This is a genomic window from Mesorhizobium sp. M0601 (genome assembly GCF_040320845.1).
Lineage (GTDB): Bacteria > Pseudomonadota > Alphaproteobacteria > Rhizobiales > Rhizobiaceae > Mesorhizobium.
Genome location: NZ_JAMYQK010000107.1, coordinates 1 through 1,483, shown reverse-complemented (window position 1 = coordinate 1,483; position 1,483 = coordinate 1). Strand labels below are relative to the sequence as shown.

Annotated in this window: 2 protein-coding genes; both read right to left on the bottom strand. The window is 67.1% G+C overall.

Annotated features, from left to right (window positions below; all coding sequences use genetic code 11):
• A partial coding sequence (locus NKI41_RS33015) for an IS91 family transposase (RefSeq protein ID WP_352687227.1) occupies positions 1–875 on the bottom strand: 875 nt, incomplete at its 3' end.
• Positions 876–878: 3 nt separating this feature from the next.
• Positions 879–1,483: tyrosine-type recombinase/integrase (locus NKI41_RS33010; RefSeq protein WP_352687224.1), on the bottom strand; the 605-nt coding region annotated here is incomplete at its 5' end.

The window sequence follows — 1,483 nt, the reverse complement described above, 5'->3', positions numbered from 1 at the left end:
TCGGCGCCGTCGCGGCGGTAGTCCTTGTAGCGGAAGGTGACGCCGCTCTTGTCGAAGGCGATCAGCCGGCTGTTCGAAATCGCGACCCGGTGCGTGTAGCGCGACAGGTAGGCGAGCACCGCTTCAGGCCCGGCGAACGGCGCTTTGGCATAGACCACCCAGCGCTTCTTCCGGATGGGAGCAAGATGGCGCAGGAATGCCCGCCGCTTGATCAGGTGCGCGATCGACCCGAAGAAGCTGAGCCGGCCCGCCTCGTGCAGCGCGACCAGCCGGGTGAGAAACAGGCGGCGGAACAGCTTCCCGAGAATCCTCACCGGGAGCAGGAAGGCCGGGCGCGACGATATCCAGCGGCTTCCGTCCGGCGCGATGCCGCCGCCCGGCACGATCATGTGGACATGCGGATGGTGCGTCATCGCCGATCCCCATGTGTGTAAGACGGCGGTGATGCCGATGCGCGCGCCGAGATGCTTCGGATCCGTAGCGATCGTCAGCATCGTCTCCGCTGCCGCCTTGAACAGCAGCTCGTAGACGAGCGCCTTGTTGTGGAAGGCGATGTCGGCGACCTCGGCGGGCAGCGTGAACACGACATGGAAGTAGCCGACCGGCAGCAGGTCGGCCTCACGCTCGGCCAACCACGTCCGTGCGGCCGCGCCCTGGCACTTCGGGCAGTGCCGGTTGCGGCAGGAGTTGTAGGCGATGCGCCATTGGCCGCAGTCCTCGCAGGCTTCGACGTGACCGCCAAGGGCTGCGGTGCGGCAATACTCGATCGCCGACATGACCTTGAGCTGGGCGAGGCTCAGGTGACCTGCATGGGCAGCCCGGTAAACGGGTCCGGCAGCACGGAAGATGTCGGCGACCTCGATCGAGGCGCGCACGGCTCAGATGTCGGGCGAGACCTCTCCCGGCTTGAACAGCCCGAGCTTGTCGAGCGGGCTCGTCACGGCACGCACCGTCCGGGTCGCCACCTTCGCGTAAAGGGCGGTGTTGTTGAGCTTGGCATGCCCGAGCAGGACCTGGATGATCCGGATGTCGGTGCCGTCCTCCAGCAGGTGGGTGGCGAAGCTGTGGCGTAGCGTGTGCGGCCCGACCCGCTTGGCGATGTCGGCGGCCTGGGCCGCCTCGACGACGATGCGATAGAGCTGCCGCGTGCTGATCGGCTTCATCGCGTGCTGTCCGGGGAACAGCCAGCCGTCGCGGTGCATCACGCCCTGCTGACGTCCGACCTTCCACCACTCACGCAGCAACAAGAGCAGGTCTTGCGACAGCATGGCGTTGCGATATCGCCCGCCCTTGCCACGCTCGACGCGCAACAGCATGCGCTCGCTGTCGACGTCGGCAACCTTCAGCATCGACACCTCGGCGACACGCAGGCCCGCGCCATAGGCGACTGACAATGCGGCCTGGTGCTTGAGGCAGGTGGTGGCGTTGAGCAGCCGGGCCACCTCGTCGCGGCTGAGCACCACGGGCAGGTTGCGCGGATGCG